Origin of the sequence: Aromatoleum toluvorans (genome assembly GCF_012910905.1) — a bacterium.
Taxonomy (GTDB): Bacteria; Pseudomonadota; Gammaproteobacteria; order Burkholderiales; family Rhodocyclaceae; genus Aromatoleum; species Aromatoleum toluvorans.
On sequence record NZ_WTVN01000003.1, the window covers coordinates 32,090 to 50,520 of the forward strand.

The following is an 18,431-nucleotide window of genomic DNA, read 5'->3' on the forward strand; positions in this document are numbered from 1 at the left end:
GACACATTTTTGCACCCCGTCACCCACGAAACGACGCTGCGACGCGCCATGCGGGCCGTCGGCGCCCGGTGCGCCGCGAAATCTGCGGACATCGCCGCGGGGGAGTGCTCCGTATAATGATTACGGACCGGAGCGAAAACTCTTTAGCGATATTCACATGCCACGAATCAAGATCGACCTGCCCGAGCGTTTCACGTTCGCGACCGAAATCCCGGTACGCGCACATCATGTCAACTGGGCCGGCCATGTCGACAACGCGCAGCTGGTGGTATTGCTCTCCGAAGCGCGCATGGCCTATTTCGCCAGCCTGGGATACACGCAGGAGAACGTCGAAGGGGTCGGGACGATCGTCGCCGACATGGCCATCCAGTATGTATCGGAGGCCTTCGAGGGGGAGACGCTGGTCTTCGACATGGCGGCCGACGACTTCAACAAGTACGGTGCCGATCTCGTCTGCCGCGTGCGCGATCGCGACGGCGGGCGGGAGGTTGCCCGGGCCAAGATCGGGTTCGTGTTCTTCGACTACGCGGCGCGCAGGATAGCGCCGGTGCCGGGGCGTTTCGCGGAGCGGGCCACGGCCGCCTGATTCGGGTGCCCTGCTCAGCCGGGGTCGAGCCGCAGGATCCGGCCGTCGGTTTCGTCGAGGAGATAGAGTTTCCCGTCGGGCCCCTGGCGCACGTCGCGAATCCGTTTGCCCAGTTCGGTGAGCAGGCGCTCCTCGCGGACGACCTTCTCGCCGTCCAGTTCGAGCCGCGCGAGCAGCTGGCCGCGCAGCGCACCGACGAAGAGGCTGCCCTTCCATTTCGGAAACGCGTCGCCGGTGTAGAACGTCATTCCGGACGGCGCGATGGAGGGGATCCAGACGCGGACGGGCGGCACCACGTCGGCCCGTTCCGTCCCCTCGCCGATGCTGAATCCGGTGACGTACTCCTTGCCGTAGGTGATGACCGGCCAACCGTAGTTGCCGCCGGCGCGGACCACGTTTACCTCGTCTCCGCCCTGCGGCCCATGCTCGTGCGCCCACAGTTTTCCGGTGACGGGGTGCAGCGCCGCGCCCTGGACGTTGCGGTGGCCCCAGGACCAGATTTCCGGTTGGGCACCGGCTTTGCCTACGAAGGGATTGTCCGGCGGGATGCCGCCGTCGGGGCGGATGCGGACGATCTTGCCGAGATGGCTCGCGAGATCCTGCGCGCTGTCCCGGTGGGAAAAGCGGTCGCCGAGGGTGACGAAGAGGTTGCCGTCGCGGTCGAACACCAGGCGCGATCCCCAGTGGTTGCGGCCATCGGGATCTTCGCGTTGGGCGAAGACGACCTCGACGTTCTGCAGGCTGCGGGCGGTGTCGTCCAGCCGTGCGCGGGCGACTGCCGTGCGTGCGCCCTTCGATGTCGGTTGTGCGAAGGACAGCCAGATGAGGCGGTCGCGGGCGAAGTTCGGCCCGATGACGACGTCGAGCAAGCCGCCCTGCCCTGCGGCATGAACCCGGGGGACGTTCAGGATCGGCGCGGAAAGCTTTCCGTCGGGCGATACGATGCGCAGGCGTCCCGGGCGTTCGGTGACCAGCATGTTTCCGTCGGGCAGGAAGGCGAGCGACCAGGGCGTTTCCAGTCCGCGCGCGACTTCGGTAACGCGCACCGGCCCCGCTTCGCTGCGCACGACCGTCTGCGCTTCTGCGACAGGGGGAAGGCCGAAGAACGCGATCAGCGAGCACGTGGCGACGCAGCCCCGCCAGCGCCCCCATCGGCCTGCGCGTACGCCGGGCGCGGTCGGAGGTGACGACGAGAATCGATGCATGGAAATCTCCCTCGCAGGAAACCCGAAATCCCGGATCGCGCGTTTGACCCCGGATTTGACGGGTATCAATGAGACGCGCCCCGCCTTGTTGAGATCCTTGAAACGTGAGGGAATGGGCGGCGATGCCCGAACCCGACGCCGCGTGACCAGTGCGCGGCCCCCGACAACACTCCGAAGGATACGAGGTCGCAGATGGGTTTTCCCGATTTTTTCGCTGACGCAAGACGAATCGAGCTTCGCGATCCGCTCGCGGCGTTTCTCGGTGCGAGCGCGGGGGGCGTGATCGCTTACGGTTATGAGGACGCGGTGAAGCTCGCCGGCCACTCCTGCCCGACCGTGGCCTCGGCCTACATGCTCACCGCGCATGCCCTGCGGGCGCTGTATCGGGACGAGATGCCCGAGCGCGGCGGCATCCGGGTCGCGTTTCGGGGGCGTATCGACGAGGGCGTCACCGGCGTCATCGCGAGCGTCGTCACGCTGCTGACGGGCGCCGCGCACGACGGCGGGTTCAAGGGGCTCGGCGGCCGGTTCGTGCGCCGCGGGCTGCTGGATTTCGCTGCCGATGTGCCGCTGGCGATGAGGTTTACACGCGTCGACACGGGAGCAGCCGTCGATGCGCAGGCGGATCTCTCGTCGGTGTCGGCCGATCCGGAGATGCCCGAACTGCTGATGCGCTGCCTTCACGGGCCCGACGCCGCCGAGCTGACGAGCCGTTTCGGGCAAATGTGGCAGGACCGGGTACGCAGGATCCTGATCGACCACGGCGACGATCCGGCCGTATTCCGCGTCAGCGCGAGCAACTGATCCGCTCCCGGCAGGGCGGGCAGAGGACCGGACGCGGACAAAGGGCGCGTGCCGGGGGCCGGATATGCTAGCCTCGGGGCTTACTGCACCGAATGTCTCCGTCGATGAACGCCCCTGCCCTGCCCGAACTGCTCGTCGTCTGCCTGTGCGCCGAATGGTGCGGGACCTGTCGCGAGTATCGCGCCGGGTTCGAGGCGCTCGCAGGGCAATGGCCGCAGGCCGCGTTCCACTGGGTGGACGTCGAGGACGATGCGGACGTCGCCGGCGACCTCGACATCGAGAACTTCCCCACCTTGCTGATCCAGCGCGGGGATGTGGTGCTGTTCTTCGGCACGATGCTGCCGCAGCACGTCTTCCTGCAGCGCACGCTTGAAACGCTCACCGCCCTCGGCGACGAGGAGGCGCGCGCCTACGCGTTCGCCAACGACGAACGGCGCGCGTGGCAGCGGGAATGCAATCTTCGCCCCGCGCTTGAACAGCATCTCGCGCGCAAGGCTGCCTGACCGCGCTTTCCTTTCCGTTTCACCTTCCATGTCCGTCCAGCCCGCCGACCGCAAGCGCTGCGTTTCCTGCAAACGCTGGGGTGGTGCGCGCAAACCCGGTGCCAATCCGGGCGAAGTCGAGTACGAGGACGACGCGCGCGGCGCGTGCAACGAGGGGCCGTGGCACGGCACCCTGCGCAGCCCGCGCAACGCCTGCGGGCAATGGGTGATGTGGGCGGAGCTGCAGCTTCCCGTAGGCTGACGCGGGCGCCCGGCGCACGGGCGAAGCATCGGCAGATCGTTATATTGCAGTGCAGCTTGCATTCCGTTCCGGGGGCAGGTAATTTTCGCACCGCTCCGTATAACGTATACGATCTTACGCAAAACCCATCCATGGCATCGCCACTCGAACAACTCGCAGTCCCGCGCGTATTGCGGCTCTCGGCATCCGACCAGATTGCCGGTTCGCTGCGCGACGCGATTGTCGGGGGGCATCTCGCGACCGACGAGGTGCTGCGCCAGGATGAGATCGCGGCCCGTTTCCATGTCAGCAAGATTCCGGTGCGCGAGGCACTGAAGCGGCTGGAAGCGGAAGGCCTGGTACGCTTTGCGAAGAACCGTGGTGCTGTCGTGGCCGGCCTGTCGCAGGCCGAGATCCTTGAATACATGGACATCCGCGCGCTGCTGGAAGCGCGCGCAGCCGGGCTCGCTGCAGCCCGGATCAGCGATGAACGCCTGAACGACGCACGCCAAAAGCTTGCGGAGTTCGGCGCGTCGCAGGACCCCGGACGCTGGGGTGAACTGAACTGGCTGTTCCACTCGACACTGTATGCAGACGCCGACCGGCCCATCCTGCTGGCCGAGATCCGCGCGCTGTACGACAAGCTGGAACGCTATGTGCGCGCGCTGCTCGCGATGACGGCGCAGACCGAGATGCCCAAGACGCAAAGCGAACACAGCGCGATCCTCGATGCGTTCGCAAGGCGCGACCCCGACGCTGCAGCGTCCCTGACGCGGGCCCATGTGCTCGATGCGGGGGCGTCGCTCGTGCAGTACCTGAAGAACCACAGACACCACGGAGGAAACACATGAAGAAGACCCTGATTGCGACCGCCTTCCTCGCGCTCGGCGCGCAGGCCCAGCTCGCCCACGCCGACCTGACGGTGGCGATCGCGGGCCCGATGACCGGCCAGTACGCCTCGGCCGGCGACCAGATCCGCCGCGGCGCGGAGATGGCAATCACCGACATCAACGCCAAGGGCGGCGTGCTCGGTCAGAAGCTGAAGCTCGAAGTCGGCGACGACGCTTGCGATCCGAAGCAGGCGGTGTCGGTCGCGAACACGATGGTGAACAAGAAGGTCGTGTTCATGCATGGCCACTGGTGTTCGAGCTCGACGATTCCCGCCTCCGAGGTGTACGTCGAGGCCGACATCCCGATGGCGACGGTGTCGACCAACCCGCAGGTCACCGAGCGCGGCCTGAAGAACATCTTCCGCATCATGGGTCGTGACGACCAGCAGGGTCTGGTCGCGGGCGGCTACATCGCCGACAAGTTCAAGGGCAAGAAGGTCGCCGTGCTCGACGACAAGAGCGCCTACGGCAAGGGCCTGGCCGACGAGATGGCCAAGGCGATGACCGCCAAGGGCCTGAAGCCGACGCTGCGCGAGTCGATCACCGCGGGCGAGAAGGACTACTCCGGCATCGTGACCAAGCTCAAGCAGGCCGGCGTCGAAGTGCTGGCCTACGGCGGCTACCACACCGAAGTCGCGCTGATCCTGCGCCAGGCGCAGCAGGCCGGCCTCAAGCTGACCGTGATGGGCGGCGACACGATGACCAACTCGGAGCTCGTCACCGCCGCGGGCGCGAACGCCGACAACGTGATGTTCACGTTCTCGCCCGACCCGCGCAAGAACCCGGACGCCGCGCCGGTCGTGAAGCGCTTCCGCGACGCCAAGGTCGAGCCGGAAGGCTACGTGATGTACGCCTACGCTGCGATGCAGCTCTTTGCGGAAGCCGCGCCCCAGGCCAAGAGCACCAAGTTCGCCGATCTGGAGAAGGCGATGCGCGGCGGCACCTTCAAGACCGTGATCGGCGATCTCTCCTTCGACGCCAAGGGCGACCAGAAGAAGCCCGGCTTCGTCGTCTACCAGTGGAAGGGCGGCCAGTACGACTACGCCGCCAAGTAATCCCGCGTAGTTTCTGTTACCGGCCGGGCGACCCGCCCGGCCTGCGCGCCGCCGGTCCAAAAGGCCGGCGGCGCCATCTCCCGGGTGAGTTCGGCGCAGCCCTGCCCGCCGGGATCGCGCGCGAGACATCCGCACAAAACGACAAAGGAGACTGCTGTGGCATATGCATTGCAACAGCTCATCAACGGCCTGACGCTGGGGGCCGTGTACGGCCTGATCGCGATCGGCTACACGATGGTGTACGGCATCATCGGCATGATCAACTTCGCCCACGGCGACATCTTCATGGTGAGCGCGTTCATCGCGGTCACCGCCTTCACGCTGCTGGCGGCCTTCGACATCACGTCGCTGCCGCTGGCGCTCACCGCGGTGCTGATCACCGCGATCTTCTTCACGTCGGCCTACGGCTGGGCGGTCGAGCGCATGGCCTACCGGCCGCTGCGCGGCTCGACTCGCCTGGCGCCGCTGATCTCCGCGATCGGCATGTCGATCTTCCTGCAGAACATGGTGCAGCTCACCCAGGGCGCGCGCGTGAAACCGATTCCGCCGGTGATCGAAGGCGGCATCGAGCTGTGGCGGACAGCCGACTTCACGGTTCAGGTGTCGTGGACCCAGATCATGATCGTGCTCGTGACGGTCGTGCTGATGGTGGCCTTCACCTGGCTGATCACGCAGACCGCGTTCGGACGCCAGCAGCGCGCCTGCGAGCAGGACAGCACGATGACGGCGCTGCTCGGCATCAACGTCGACCGCACGATCTCGGCGACCTTCATGCTGGGCGCGGCGCTGGCCGCCGTCGCCGGCGTGATGGTGACGGTGTACTACGGCGTGGTCGACTTCTTCATCGGCTTCGTCGCGGGCATCAAGGCCTTTACGGCCGCGGTGCTGGGCGGGATCGGGTCGCTGCCGGGCGCGATGCTCGGCGGACTGATCATCGGCCTGATCGAAGCGTTCTGGGCGGCGTATCTGTCGCCCGAATACAAGGACGTCGCGACCTTCGCGATCCTGATCCTCGTGCTGATGTTCCGCCCGAGCGGACTGCTCGGCCGTCCTGAAGTGGAGAAGGTCTGATGAGCGCCGTCATCATCGCGCGCCACGCGCGCACGCCGGCCGAGCGCTTCAAGGACGCGGCCTGGGTGGCCTTCGTCGCGCTGCTGCTGGGCATTCCGATGGTCGGCCTGACGACCGTCGACGAGGGCGGCGCGCTGACCGTCCAGACCCGTTTCGGCATGCTCGCGATCTTCGTCGGCGTGTCCTTCGCGGGCCGTTTCATCTTCCGCTGGATCATGGACCAGGTCCGTGGCCGTCGCGCGGCGAAGTCCGCGGTGGCGAAGGCCGACCGCACGCCGCTCGCGATCAGGGTGATCGGCTGGGCGGTGCTCGGTGCGTCGGTGGCACTGCCGATCATGTTCTCCGAGAACCGCTACGTGATCGATACTGCCACGACGGTGCTGATCTACGTGATGCTCGGCTGGGGGTTGAACGTCGTCGTGGGCCTCGCCGGCCTGCTCGACCTCGGCTACGTCGCCTTCTACGCGGTCGGCGCCTACACCTACGCCCTGCTCTTCTCGCATTTCGGCTGGACCTTCTGGGAGGCCTTGCCGGTGGCGGGCGCGATGGCGGCGACCTTCGGCATCCTGCTCGGTTACCCGATCCTGCGCCTGCGCGGCGACTATCTCGCCATCGTGACGCTGGGCTTCGGCGAGATCATCCGCGTGATCCTCGTGAACTGGACGGAGCTCTCGAACGGCCCCAACGGCATCGGCTCGATCCCGCGCCCGACGCTGTTCGGACTGCCCTTCGAACGCAATCCGGCAGAAGGCACGCAGAGCTTCGCGACCTTCTTCGGGCTGGACTTCTCGGGCATGCACCGGATCATCTTCCTGTACTACCTGATCCTGGTGCTGGCGCTGCTCACCAACGTGTTCGTGTCGCGCCTGAGGAAGCTGCCGGTCGGCCGCGCGTGGGAAGCGCTGCGCGAGGACGAGATCGCGTGCAAGGCGATGGGCATGAACGTGACCAACGTGAAGCTGTCGGCCTTCGCGATCGGCGCGATGCTGGGCGGTTTCGCCGGGGTGTTCTTCGCCGCGCGCCAGGGCTTCATCTCGCCCGAGAGCTTCACCTTCACCGAGTCGGCGACGATCCTCGCGATCGTCGTGCTGGGCGGCATGGGCAGCCAGCTCGGCGTCGTGCTCGCGGCCCTCGTGCTGGTGCTGCTGCCGGAACTGGGCCGCAACTTCTCCGAGTACCGCATGCTGATGTTCGGCACGGCGATGGTGCTGATCATGGTGTGGAAGCCGAGCGGCCTGCTCGCGTCGCGCGAACCCACGATCCGTCTCAACAAGGCCGCGGCCACGGGAGGTGAAGCATGAGCGCGACCCTGCTCTCCGTCGAGAACCTGACGATGCGCTTCGGCGGCCTCACCGCCATCGACGACCTGTCGGTGTCGGTGCCCGCCGGCAAGATCACGGCGATCATCGGCCCGAACGGGGCCGGCAAGACGACCTTCTTCAACTGCCTGACCGGCTTCTACAAGCCGACGGTCGGCAGCGTGCGCCTCGCGCATCCGAAGAAGGGCGAGATGCGCCTGGAGACGATGACCGGCCACCGCGTCGCCCGCGATGCGCAGGTGGTGCGCACCTTCCAGAACATCCGCCTGTTCCCGAAGATGACGGTGCTGGAGAACCTGATCGTCGCGCAGCACAACTTCCTGCAGGAGGCCTCGCGCTTCTCGATCGCCGGTATCTTCCGGCTGTCGGGCTACCGCAAGGCGGAATCAGAGGCCTTGAAGACGGCCGCGCACTGGCTCGAGCGCCTGGGCCTCACCGACATCGCCGACGTTGCCGCCGGCGATCTGCCCTATGGCACGCAGCGGCGAATCGAGATCGCGCGTGCGCTGTGCGTCGATCCGGTACTGCTGTGCCTCGACGAGCCGGCGGCAGGCCTCAACCCGCGCGAATCGGCCGAGCTCAACACGCTGCTGCTGTCGCTGTGCCGCGAGGAAGGCATCGCGATCCTGCTGATCGAGCACGACATGAGCGTGGTGATGAACGTGTCCGACCACATCTGCGTGCTCAACTACGGCCGCAAGATCGCCGAAGGCACGCCCGAGGAAATCCGCAACGACCCGCAAGTCATCAAGGCCTATCTCGGCGAGGATGACGAGGAAACCGCATCCGGGGAGAAAGCCGCATGATGCTGCACATGGAGGGCGTACACGCCCATTACGGCCATATCCACGCGCTGCGCGGCATCGACGTCGAGGTGCAGGTCGGCGAGATCGTGACGCTGATCGGCGCCAACGGCGCGGGCAAGTCGACGCTGATGATGAGCCTGTTCGGCAAGCCGGGCGCATCACGGGGGCGTATCGTGTTCGACGGCGAGGACATCACGCGCGTGCCGAGCCACCTGATCTCGCGCCGCGGGATCGCGATCGTGCCGGAAGGCCGCCGCATCTTCCAGCGCATGACGGTGCTGGAGAACCTGCTGATGGGCACGGCCTTCGCCGATCCGGCGAACTTCAACGCCGACATCAAGCGCGTGTATGCGATGTTCCCGATCCTGGAGGAACGTGCGGCACAGCGTGCCGGCACGCTTTCGGGCGGCGAGCAGCAGATGCTCGCGATCGGCCGCGCGCTGATGAGCCGGCCGAAGCTCCTGCTGCTCGACGAACCCTCGCTGGGCCTCGCGCCGATCTACATCAAGCGCATCTTCCAGATCATCCGCGAGCTCAACACCGAGCACGGCATGACGGTGCTGCTGGTCGAGCAGAACGCGCACCACGCGCTGCGCGTCGCCCATCGCGGCTACGTGCTGCAGCACGGCGAGATCGTGCTGGCGGGGACGGGGCAGGAACTGCTCGCGAGCCCCGAGGTGCGCGCGGCCTACCTGGAAGGCGGGCATTGACCGATCGCGCCGCCGCCCCGCCCCGCTGGCTGCCCTTTGCCGTGCTCGGCATCGGGCTGCTCGCCGTTTCGTTCGGCGCGATCTTCGCCCGCCTGGCCCAGGGCGAAGGGGTTCCGTCGTTCACCGTGGCGACCTGGCGGCTGGGGCTGGCGGCGCTGATCATCACGCCCGTCGCGCTGTTCCAGTCTCACCGCGCGCTCAAGGAGCTGAACCGGCGTCAGTGCCTGCTCGCGCTGGCGGCCGGTTTCTTCCTCGCGCTGCATTTCGCGACGTGGGTCAGTTCGCTCGAATACACTTCGGTCGCCTCCAGCACCGCGCTGGTCACGACCAATCCCCTGTGGATCGGGCTGGTGTCCTTCGTGCTGTTCGGCGAGCGGCCGGGCCGCATGATGCTGGGCGGCATCGCACTGTCATTCGGCGGCAGTCTGCTGATCTTCTGGAGCGACAGCCAGACCGTGAGCGCCGGGGCGAATCCGGTGCTGGGGAATGTGCTCGCGCTGGCCGGTTCGTGGTGCTTTTCCGCCTATCTGCTCATCGGCAGGCGCCTTCGCGCCGGTTTGCCCCTGCCCGCCTACGTATGGCTTGCCTACGGCGCGGCCGCAGTGCTGCTGGCCGGCGCGAGCGGCGCGTCGGGGGCCCCGCTGAGCGGTTTCGGCACGACTGCGTGGGCAATGCTTGCCGGCATGGCGCTTGGCCCGCAGCTGCTCGGACACACAGCGTACAACTGGTCGCTGCGGCATGTTTCGGCCACCTTCGTCGCCGTGGTTACCCTGGGCGAGCCGGTGTGCAGCGCAGCGATGGCTTTCGTCCTCTTCGGCGAGGGCTTCGCGCCGCTGCAGTTCGCGGGGTTCGCGCTGCTGCTCGCGGGCATCTACTTCGCGGCGCGCGGCGAGAAGTCCTGATCGACCTTCGTTTCAGCCCCTGATCCAGCCGCGCTTGAGGGCGTAGCTGGCGAGCCCCGCCGCCGTCTCGATGCCGAGCTTGCGGCGCAGGTTGAGGCGATGCGTCTCGACGGTGCGCACGCTGACGTCCAGCTTCTGCGCGATGCGCTTGTTGCTGTCGCCCTGGGCGACCAGGATCAGCACTTCCCGCTCGCGCTCGGTCAAGGTTGCCGCGTCGTCCGCCTGCGTCGACAGCGCGGCGGTCAGGGCACTGCTGAAATAGGCGCCCCCGGCCGCGACCGCCCGGATCGCCGCGATGATCTCCGCCGACGGGGCATCCTTGAGCACATAGCCGCGCGCGCCGGCGCGCATCGCCGACATCACGTAACCCTGGCTGTCGTACATGCTCAGGATCAGCACGCGCAGCTCGGGGCGCTGCCGCGCGAGTGCCTCGGTCAGCTCGATGCCGTTGATGTCGGGAAGGCCGATGTCGACCAGCGCAAGATCCGGCCGCAGGGCCTCGGCGGCCGCCAGCGCCTGCCGGCCGTTGGCGGCCTCGCCGACGATTTCGATCTCCGGAATGTCGCCCAGCCGCGCCCGCAGGCCGTCACGGACGAGTTGATGGTCGTCGACGAGCAGCAGGCGAATCGTTGCGCCGGGCCCGGTTGTATCGCTCATGACAAGCTCCCCTTCTTCGCATTCGGGCATGGCAGTACTGCCCTGAGCGCGGTGTGTCCCGGCATCGAGTTGACCGCAAGTTGTCCGCCGTGGTGTTCGATGCGCTCGCGCATGTTGCGCAGGCCGATTCCGCCACTGCGGGGGTAATCGATCCGAGCCGTGTCGAAGCCGCGTCCGTCGTCCGCGATCACGAGGTGCACGGTGCCTCGTCCGGACGCCAGGGTCAGGCGGACGTGGTGCGCGTCGGCATGGCGCTCGATGTTCGTCAGCGCTTCCTGCGCGATGCGATACAGCGTCGTCGCCCCGGCAACGTCGGCCGACAGGTCGACCCTGGCGATGTCGGCATCGACGACGATGCCGGTGCGCACGCGGAATTCGTCGAGCAGCTGCTGCAGCGCGGCCGGCAGGCCGAGGTTGTCGAGCAGCGAGGGCCGCAGGTTGTGCGAAATGCTGCGGATCTCGCCGATCGCCACCCCCAGGCCATCGAGTCCCTTGCCGATGTGTTCCGCGACGTCGTCACGCCCTGCGAGCGCCCGCTCCTTCGCGAGTTCGAGGTGGTACTTGACCGACACCAGCAACTGGCTGAGTCCGTCGTGCAGGTCGCGTGCGACACGCGTGCGCTCCTCCTCGTGCGAGGTCACGATGCGCTGCGCGAGTCCCTTCAGGCGGCGGTCCGCGAGCTGGTGTTCGCTGATGTTCAGCGCCATGCCGCCCGCGAACACGATCAGGGCCGCGACGATCCCCACGACGGTGAAGCCCAGGACGGTTGCCGCGATGCGTGACGCCATCTGGTCGCGCAGCTTGCTGCGGATGGTTTCGACGTCGTCGAGGTAGATACCCGTCCCGAGCACCCAGCCCCAGCGATCGAGCTTCACGACATAGCCCAGCTTGGCGGTTTCCTTGCCCGTCGAGGGCTTGTTCCACTTGTACGGGAGGAACCCGTCGCCGGAAGTCGCCACCGCGATCAGGCGCTGGATGACCGGGAGCCCCTCGGAATCCTGCTTCTCCCACAGGTTGCGGCCGACGAGCTCGGACTGGCGCGGATGGACGATGTTGAGGCCGCTGATTTCGTAGGCGAAGAAATAGCCGTCGTCGCCGTAGTTCATCTCGCTGAGGATGCGCTTGGCCTCGTTCTTGGTCGCTTCGTCGTCGCGGCCCGAGGAATACAGGTGGTCGATCGAGGTCTGCGCGAGCTGGACATAATGCTGCAACTCCGCGCGCTTGGCGGCCATCATTGCCTCGTTCAGCACGACCTCCTGCTGCCGCTCCAGGTCGCGCGCCTGCACCGCGACCATGATCGCGATCGCCGCCACTGCCGCGATGAGCGGCAGCACGGCCAGGACGATGACTTTGTACTTGAGACGCAAGTGCTACTCTCCCCTCGATTCGCCTGCGATTGTAATGCGCCGGAACCCTCACCCGGCGCCCTTGCGCGGCGCGTCTGCGTAGAACTACGCAGACCCTGAAAGTAGTAGTGCGAATGGCCCGGTGCGCGCCGATCCGCGACATTACCGCGTGATCCCCGGCACAGGGGTGCCGGGACCCGGGACCAGATCCGGTAAGACCAGAGCCTGAATCAACGGCCTATCCGGAGAGAGGAGGAGTATAAATGGCCACGCTGTCGAGACATGCGCTATGGGCGCTTGTCGGCATCTTCGGCGCTTTCGCGCTCGCATATATCGCACTCAATCGCGGTGAAACGATCAACGCCCTGTGGATCGTCGTCGCCGCGGTTTCCGTGTACCTCATCGCTTACCGCTACTACAGCCTCTTCATCGCGAAGCGGGTGATGTCGCTCGACCCCGATCGCATGACCCCCGCCTACCGGCACAACGACGGCCTCGACTACGTGCCGACCAACAAGTACGTGCTGTTCGGCCACCACTTCGCCGCCATCGCCGGCGCCGGCCCGCTGGTCGGCCCCGTGCTGGCGGCGCAGATGGGCTACCTGCCGGGCATGCTGTGGATTCTCGCCGGTGTCGTCATCGCCGGCGCGGTGCAGGACTTCATGGTGCTGTTCGTGTCCACGCGCCGCGACGGCCGCTCGCTGGGTGACCTGGTCAAGTCCGAACTCGGCGCCGTTCCCGGTGTCATCGCACTCTTCGGCACCTTCCTGATCATGGTGATCATCCTCGCGGTGCTCGCCCTGATCGTCGTGAAGGCGCTGGCCGAGAGCCCGTGGGGCACCTTCACCGTCGCGGCGACGATTCCCATCGCGATCTTCATGGGCCTCTATACGCGCTACATCCGCCCGGGCCGCATCGGTGAAGTGTCGGTCATCGGCTTCATCGGCCTGATGGCCGCGATCATCGGCGGCGGCCAGGTCGCCGCGAGCCCCACCTGGGCGCCCCTGTTCACGTTCACCGGCGTGCAGCTCACGTGGATGCTGATCGCCTACGGCTTCATCGCCTCGGTGCTACCCGTGTGGCTGCTGCTTGCGCCGCGCGACTACCTGTCGACCTTCCTGAAGATCGGCGCCATCGCCGCCCTCGCGATCGGCATCCTGTTCGTCGCCCCCGAGCTGAAGATGCCCTCCGTCACGCGCTTCATCGACGGCACGGGCCCCGTCTGGGCCGGCAACCTCTTCCCCTTCCTCTTCATCACGATCGCCTGCGGTGCGGTATCCGGCTTCCACTCGCTGATCTCGTCGGGTACGACGCCGAAGATGATCGAGAATGAATCGCACGCGCGCCTGATCGGCTACGGCGGCATGCTGATGGAGTCCTTCGTCGCGATCATGGCGCTGGTCGCTGCCTCGATCATCGATCCGGGCATCTACTTCGCAATGAACAGCCCGCTCGCCGTGCTCGGCCCCACCGCCGAAAGCGCCGCGCAGGTCATCTCCAACTGGGGCTTCGTCGTCACCCCCGACGTCCTCACGCAGACGGCCGCCGCAGTCGGCGAGAACACCATCATCGCCCGTGCCGGCGGTGCGCCGACGCTCGCGGTCGGCATGGCGCAGATCTTCTCGGTGATGTTCGGCGGCACCGCGATGATGGGCTTCTGGTACCACTTCGCGATCCTGTTCGAGGCGCTCTTCATCCTCACCGCCGTCGATGCGGGCACCCGCGCAGGCCGTTTCATGCTGCAGGATCTCCTCGGCAACTTCGTGCCGGCGATGAAGCGCACCGACTCGTGGGTCGGCAATGCCATCGCGACCGCCCTGTGCGTCGCGACCTGGGGCTACTTCCTGTACCAGGGCGTCGTCGATCCGCTCGGCGGCATCAACACCCTGTGGCCGCTCTTCGGCATCTCCAACCAGATGCTCGCCGCCGTGGCGTTGATCCTCTGCACCGTCGTGCTGTTCAAGATGAAGCGCGAGCGCTTCGCATGGGTGACCGTCGTGCCGACGATCTGGCTGCTTGCCTGCACGCTGACCGCCGGCTGGCAGAAGCTGTTCGACGCGAACCCGAAGGTGGGCTTCCTCGCGCAGGTGTCGCGCTACCAGGCTGCGCTGGATCGGGGTGAACTGCTCGCGCCGGCGAAGAACGTCGGCCAGATGAAGCAGATCATCCTCAACAACCAGATCGACGCCGGCCTGTCGCTGTTCTTCATGCTGGTCGTCGTGAGCATCCTGGTGTACGGCGTGCGCTCGTGCTGGCAGGCGTACCGCGCTGCGCACCCGACGACGCAGGAAGTCGGCGCACCGGCGGCGTCGCAGAGCGCCGCGGCGTAAGCCCGTGTTCAACGACCTCTCCAAGCTCGGCAAGTATCTCGGGCAGGCCGCCCGCCTGATGGTGGGCCTGCCCGACTACGACACCTACGTCGCGCACATGAAGGCGACGCACCCGGACCGCCAGGTGATGAGCTACGAGGAATTCTTCCGCGAGCGGCAGGAAGCGCGCTACAACGGCGGCACCGGCCGCTGCTGCTGAGGCACCGTGACGGACCAAGGATCGAGCATGCAACACCCCAACCCCTCCCCCGCCGTCCCTGTTCCCGTCACGGTCCTCACCGGCTTTCTCGGCGCCGGCAAGACGACGCTGCTGAACCGCATCCTGACGACGGCCCACGGCCACCGCATCGCGGTGATCGAGAACGAGTTCGGGCCGGTCAATATCGACAGCGAACTGCTCGTGCAGCAGAGCGCGGAAGTCGTCGAAATGACCAACGGCTGCCTGTGCTGCACCGTGCGTGGGGATCTGGCGAGGAATCTCGTCGATCTCAAGGCACGGCGCGACGCGGGTGAGCTCGCCTTCGACCGCATCGTCATCGAGACCACCGGCCTCGCCGACCCCGGTCCCGTGATCCAGACTTTCTTCGCCGAGCCCGAGCTCGCGGACGCCTATCTCCTCGACGCCGTGCTCACGGTCGTCGATGCCGTTCATGTCGCCCGGCAGCTCGATGAGCACCCCGTGCTGCTGAAGCAGATCGGCTTCGCCGACCGCCTGCTGGTATCCAAGGGCGAAGGCATCGCGGCCGAGGCGCTCGACGCGCTGCTCGAACGGCTCGTACGCATCAACCCGCGCGCGCCGATCCGCCAGCTTGTCGCGGGCGAGCTCGATATCGGCTTCCTGCTCGACATCCGTGGCTTCAACCTCAACGAGAACCTGCTCGCGGAAGAAGCCCCTGCGGCTCCGCGCTTTCGCCCGGCCGCGCAGGGGGGCGGAAAGCTGTTCGGCGGAACCGCGCACAGCGACGAGATCGGCTCGCTGCTGCTGGAACATGCGGGCGACGTGGACCTCGACCGCATCGGCGTCTTCGTGCAGGGCCTGCTCGACCGCCACGGCGACGACCTGCTCCGCTACAAGGGCGTGCTCGCGATCCCCGATCAGGCGAACAAGCTCGTCTTCCAGGGCGTGCACCGCCTTGCCGGATTCGACTACGGTGCAGAATGGAACGACGACGCGCGGCGTTCGCGCATCGTGCTGATCGGCCGTCGGCTGCCCGAGGCCGAACTGCGCGCCGGTTTCGCGGACTGCGTGATCGCCGCGTGATGTCCGGCGCGGCGGTCGGCGCGGCTACAAGGTCTTGTGCGTCCCGTCGCAATACGGCTTGTTGCCGGTGCGCTTGCAGCCGCACAGATAGGCGGTGCCCGTCTCGGCCGCTATGAACCTGACCGGCAGGAAGGGGCCGCCCTTGTGCGATCCGTCGCAGAACGGCTGGTGCTTGCTGTTGCCGCATTGGCACCAGTAATACTCCTTGCCGGCTTCCAGTTCGACGGCGTACGGCCCCTTCTGCGCAATATTGGGAACGGGATCGGTCATGACGCGTTCTCCTGAATGTCATCACGCGGACCGCGGCGCCGCAAATCCGCACGGTTTCAATCTAGACTGCCCCGCCCGCGAAAAGCCAGGAAAATGTGCCTCGGCAGGACGTCGCGGGCCCGAAGTTCAGCCCGCGGAGGGCGCCGGGAGGTCGAGGTAGCTGCGCAGCTTGCCTTGCAGCGTTTCGCGATCGACGGGCTTTACGACGAAATCGACCGCCCCCGCCTTCAGGCTGTCGACGACCACCGATTTTTCGGCCCGCCCGGTGATCATGACGACCGGCACGTTTGCGAGTGCCGCGTTGGATTTCAGCCGCCGCGTCGCCTCCACGCCGGAAAAATCGGGGAGGTTTACATCCATCAGGATGAGATCCGGACGCCGCCGGCGCAGCACACCCAGTGCCTCGGTGCCCGAACTCGCGTAAAGGATCTCCAGCTGCATGTCCCCCAGCAGGCGACCGATCAGCTTGTGCTGGAGTTCGTCGTCGTCCACGACCAGCACAACGGGGGGAATCCGGTCTGCCAGCGACTGCAGTTCACGCGCCGCCTGCAGTTGCGGGCGAAACGCCTCCTCGATCGAATCGATCCATAGCGTCAGCGGCCGGACGGCACTCCCCGCCTCCTCCAGCCGTCTTTCCACTTCGTCGGTCTTCAGGCGCGAGAGCTCGCGCTCGAATCCGCCCTGATCCTTGATCTCTACAACGTCACGGAACTCACCCATCGCCATGCGCCGCGAAAAACCGTCGATCGCCGCCCCGATCTCGCTGCCCGCATGCCGGAACGAGCGGCTCACGTGCTCGATCTGCTGCCCGCCCTTCGACGCGTACTGCCGGAGCTGCTCTTCCAGTTCGGCGATGTGCCGGGCCTGTGCGGCAAGTTCGCGTGCCGTCGGCGTGCCGGCACCGGCCGCAGTCATCTGACGCAGCGCGTGAATGACCGCCATCGGCAGACGCGGCGTGTCGTGCGTCATCGGCCAGAACAGGATGTAGTCATCGAAATACTCGCGCTTGCACAGCTCGTACACGCGCTTCAGGTCGTCCTTGTTGCACAGGATCAGCGTCCGGTGCGGATGCCCATGCACGAGCGTGCCCAGCCGGTAGAGGCCGAGGTAGTAGCGCTCGGCCTTCTCCAGCGAATTGAACGCAAGGACGAGCACCTGCGGCTTGACCCGCTCGAAGTCCTCCACGCTCTTGTCCGGCAGGGTCGAGAGCGACACGTTCTCGAATTCGTCGCTCAACAGCTTGCGCACCAGGGATGCATCGACGGCTACGTCACTGGCGACCAGGATGCGCGCGGTGCCGTTCATGACCCCATGCTCACGAGCGTCGGGCGCCGGACCTCCCAGTCGGCGACCCAGTCGGGGATCTGCTCGGGCGGCATTGCCCTGGAAACGAACCAGCCCTGGGCAAAGTCGCAGCCCGTCCCTTGCAGGAAATCCCAGTCCTCGCGGTCTTCGACGCCTTCGGCGACAACCTTCATGCCGAGCTGCCGCGCCATGCCCAGGCTCGCCTCGAAGATCGCGCGCAACGACGCGTCGCGGCTGGCCCCATGCACGAAACCTCGATCGATCTTGAGTTCGGTGAAGGGGATGTCGCGCAGCTGTGCGAGCGAGGAATGGCCGGTGCCGAAATCGTCGATCGACAGCCCGATCCGCTTGAGCCGCAGGCGCGTGAGGATCTCGAGCGGCGTCAGCGGATCCTTCATCAGCCGGCTCTCCGTCACCTCGAGCATCACGCTGCCGGAAGGCAACCCGGATTCGTGCACCGCACGCTCCACGACATCCGGAAAATCGAGGGACACCAGATTGTCCATCGACACGTTGATCGCAACCTGAAGCGGCAGCCCGTCCATATGCCACTGGTGCGCGTGGCGCAGCGCGTCGAGCAGCACCGTTCGCGTGAGTTCGCCGATCAACCCGTTGTCTTCGGCAAGTGCGATGAACTGGTCGGGGAAGATCAGGCCGTCCTGCGGATGCGCCCAGCGCACCAGGGTCTCCACGCCGGTCACCGCACCGGTCGCGAGGTCCACCTTGGGCTGATAGTGATTGACCAGGTTGCCTGCGGCGATTGCGTGGCGCAGCGCGTCCACCGTGTAGGTGTGCCTGCTTGCCCGGACAGCGGCCGGTTCGGGTGACGCCCGCTGCTGGAGGACATGCCGCAGTTCATCCATGGTCACCGGCTTGCTCAGCGCGCCCAGCACGTGGAGCCGGTGGCCCTGGGCCAGCTTCTCGGCCGTTTGCAGGATGCGTTCGCCTTCGCCGCTCACGAGGACGAGCTTTCCGGCATATCCCTGCCGGGTCAGGTGGCGCACGAACTCGATCCCGTCCATCCCCGGCATCTGCAGGTCGCAGAAAATCAGGTCGATGCCCTCGCGCGCCGTGGCAAGCACCGTCAGGGCGTCGTGGCCGCTGGCACAGGCTTCGACATCCTCGATTCCGAGCCGGCCCAGTTGGTGAACGATTAGCTTGCGCTGAATCGGCTCGTCATCGACCACCAGG

General features: G+C 66.6%; 20 protein-coding genes. 14 read left to right on the forward strand and 6 right to left on the reverse strand.

The genetic code is table 11. The annotated features are described in order from the left end of the window. Positions 1-157: 157 nt before the first annotated feature. A complete protein-coding gene (locus GPA22_RS03140; protein WP_169254648.1) occupies positions 158-586 on the forward strand; it encodes an acyl-CoA thioesterase in 429 nt (142 codons plus the stop codon). A 14-nt stretch (positions 587-600) separates the two neighbouring features. Here the strand turns inward: GPA22_RS03140 and GPA22_RS03145 are convergent, their stop codons facing one another. Continuing rightward, complete coding sequence (locus GPA22_RS03145; protein WP_169254649.1) at positions 601-1,791, reverse strand: PQQ-dependent sugar dehydrogenase; 1,191 nt, start codon at positions 1,789-1,791, stop codon at positions 601-603. Positions 1,792-1,983: 192 nt separating this feature from the next. Here GPA22_RS03145 and GPA22_RS03150 point away from each other — a divergent pair, with 192 nt between their 5' ends. The 10 genes from GPA22_RS03150 to GPA22_RS03195 all read left to right on the forward strand — a co-directional run bounded on the left by GPA22_RS03150 (position 1,984) and on the right by GPA22_RS03195 (position 10,071). After that, on the forward strand, positions 1,984-2,595 hold the full coding sequence (locus tag GPA22_RS03150) for a hypothetical protein (protein ID WP_169254650.1): 612 nt from the start codon (positions 1,984-1,986) through the stop codon (positions 2,593-2,595). 104 nt (positions 2,596-2,699) lie between these two features. After that, positions 2,700-3,098, forward strand: a complete 399-nt coding sequence (locus GPA22_RS03155; protein WP_169254651.1) for a thioredoxin family protein — start codon at positions 2,700-2,702, stop codon at positions 3,096-3,098. A 28-nt stretch (positions 3,099-3,126) separates the two neighbouring features. After that, positions 3,127-3,339 (forward strand): hypothetical protein, encoded by a 213-nt coding sequence (locus GPA22_RS03160; protein WP_169254652.1) that lies wholly within the window; start codon positions 3,127-3,129, stop codon positions 3,337-3,339. Between the two features lie 170 nt (positions 3,340-3,509). Continuing rightward, positions 3,510-4,169 carry a GntR family transcriptional regulator gene (locus tag GPA22_RS03165; protein ID WP_246264033.1) on the forward strand — a complete coding sequence of 220 codons (660 nt, stop codon included), beginning with the start codon at positions 3,510-3,512 and terminating at the stop codon, positions 4,167-4,169. Further along, positions 4,166-5,263: a branched-chain amino acid ABC transporter substrate-binding protein gene (locus GPA22_RS03170; RefSeq protein WP_169254653.1), complete on the forward strand. Its 1,098-nt coding sequence runs from the start codon at positions 4,166-4,168 to the stop codon at positions 5,261-5,263. The genes GPA22_RS03165 and GPA22_RS03170 overlap by 4 nt, the downstream gene beginning before the upstream one ends. A 156-nt stretch (positions 5,264-5,419) precedes the next feature. Further along, positions 5,420-6,334, forward strand: coding sequence for an ABC transporter permease subunit (locus GPA22_RS03175; protein ID WP_169254654.1), 915 nt, complete (start codon positions 5,420-5,422; stop codon positions 6,332-6,334). Further along, a complete protein-coding gene (gene livM, locus GPA22_RS03180; protein ID WP_169254655.1) occupies positions 6,334-7,635 on the forward strand; it encodes a high-affinity branched-chain amino acid ABC transporter permease LivM in 1,302 nt (433 codons plus the stop codon). Before GPA22_RS03175 ends, livM begins: the two co-directional genes overlap by 1 nt. Further along, complete coding sequence (locus tag GPA22_RS03185) at positions 7,632-8,459, forward strand: ABC transporter ATP-binding protein (protein WP_169254656.1); 828 nt, start codon at positions 7,632-7,634, stop codon at positions 8,457-8,459. The genes livM and GPA22_RS03185 overlap by 4 nt, the downstream gene beginning before the upstream one ends. Then, positions 8,459-9,169: an ABC transporter ATP-binding protein gene (locus GPA22_RS03190; protein ID WP_169254793.1), complete on the forward strand. Its 711-nt coding sequence runs from the start codon at positions 8,459-8,461 to the stop codon at positions 9,167-9,169. The genes GPA22_RS03185 and GPA22_RS03190 overlap by 1 nt, the downstream gene beginning before the upstream one ends. Further along, positions 9,166-10,071, forward strand: coding sequence for a DMT family transporter (locus GPA22_RS03195; protein ID WP_169254657.1), 906 nt, complete (start codon positions 9,166-9,168; stop codon positions 10,069-10,071). Before GPA22_RS03190 ends, GPA22_RS03195 begins: the two co-directional genes overlap by 4 nt. A gap of 12 nt (positions 10,072-10,083) precedes the next feature. On the opposite strand, the gene GPA22_RS03200 is transcribed toward GPA22_RS03195, so the two are convergent. Together GPA22_RS03200 and GPA22_RS03205 are read right to left on the reverse strand one after the other, a co-directional pair. Further along, entirely contained in the window at positions 10,084-10,728 is a 645-nt protein-coding gene (locus GPA22_RS03200) for a response regulator (RefSeq protein WP_169254658.1), read from the reverse strand. Further along, positions 10,725-12,095, reverse strand: a complete 1,371-nt coding sequence (locus GPA22_RS03205) for a cache domain-containing protein (protein WP_169254659.1) — start codon at positions 12,093-12,095, stop codon at positions 10,725-10,727. The genes GPA22_RS03200 and GPA22_RS03205 overlap by 4 nt, the downstream gene beginning before the upstream one ends. A 242-nt stretch (positions 12,096-12,337) precedes the next feature. On the opposite strand from GPA22_RS03205, the gene GPA22_RS03210 reads away from it, so the two are divergent. From GPA22_RS03210 to GPA22_RS03220, 3 genes are read left to right on the forward strand one after another with little or no spacing between them, the layout of a single operon-like run. Further along, complete coding sequence (locus GPA22_RS03210; protein ID WP_169254660.1) at positions 12,338-14,404, forward strand: carbon starvation CstA family protein; 2,067 nt, start codon at positions 12,338-12,340, stop codon at positions 14,402-14,404. Positions 14,405-14,408: 4 nt separating this feature from the next. Further along, positions 14,409-14,603 (forward strand): CstA-like transporter-associated (seleno)protein, encoded by a 195-nt coding sequence (locus GPA22_RS03215; RefSeq protein WP_169254661.1) that lies wholly within the window; start codon positions 14,409-14,411, stop codon positions 14,601-14,603. A gap of 27 nt (positions 14,604-14,630) precedes the next feature. Next, complete coding sequence (locus GPA22_RS03220; RefSeq protein ID WP_169254662.1) at positions 14,631-15,665, forward strand: CobW family GTP-binding protein; 1,035 nt, start codon at positions 14,631-14,633, stop codon at positions 15,663-15,665. A 24-nt stretch (positions 15,666-15,689) separates the two neighbouring features. Here the strand turns inward: GPA22_RS03220 and GPA22_RS03225 are convergent, their stop codons facing one another. From GPA22_RS03225 to GPA22_RS03235, 3 genes are all read right to left on the reverse strand, one after another. Further along, on the reverse strand, positions 15,690-15,935 hold the full coding sequence (locus GPA22_RS03225; protein ID WP_169254663.1) for a CDGSH iron-sulfur domain-containing protein: 246 nt from the start codon (positions 15,933-15,935) through the stop codon (positions 15,690-15,692). A 126-nt stretch (positions 15,936-16,061) separates the two neighbouring features. Beyond that, the gene (locus GPA22_RS03230) at positions 16,062-17,240 is read right to left on the reverse strand and encodes a response regulator (protein ID WP_169254664.1); all 1,179 of its coding nucleotides are present in this window, start codon (positions 17,238-17,240) and stop codon (positions 16,062-16,064) included. After that, positions 17,237-18,427, reverse strand: a complete 1,191-nt coding sequence (locus GPA22_RS03235; RefSeq protein WP_343035937.1) for an EAL domain-containing response regulator — start codon at positions 18,425-18,427, stop codon at positions 17,237-17,239. Before GPA22_RS03235 ends, GPA22_RS03230 begins: the two co-directional genes overlap by 4 nt. Between the last annotated feature and the right edge of the window lie 4 nt (positions 18,428-18,431).